Source organism: Sedimentibacter sp. B4, from assembly GCF_000309315.1.
Taxonomy (GTDB): Bacteria; Bacillota; Clostridia; order Tissierellales; family Sedimentibacteraceae; genus Sedimentibacter; species Sedimentibacter saalensis.
Genome location: NZ_CANG01000343.1, coordinates 1 through 241 on the forward strand (window position 1 = coordinate 1; position 241 = coordinate 241).

The following is a 241-nucleotide window of genomic DNA, read 5'->3' on the forward strand; positions in this document are numbered from 1 at the left end:
TGCCAGGACGCGTGGGGGAAGTTGTCCCTTGGCACCGCGTCCCAGTAGACGAGGAGCAGCCCGGCCACCACGTTCGCCAAGGACAAGAAGCTGAGCACGGACGCGAGAACCACGGTCCGCGGAATGCGGGGCTCGCCGGTGCGCGGGTCGTCCGGGACGCCGATCACCGGCACGGGCGGTGCTTCGAGCGTGGCGATCGCCCCGCCGGACTGGTCGAGGATTCGTGTCGGCTGGTCGCGCC

At 71.0% G+C, this 241-nt stretch carries 1 protein-coding gene; it reads right to left on the reverse strand.

All coding sequences use genetic code 11. From position 1 onward, the window contains the following. Nucleotides 1-241: hypothetical protein (locus tag BN358_RS26390; protein ID WP_198018414.1), on the reverse strand; the 241-nt coding region annotated here is incomplete at both ends.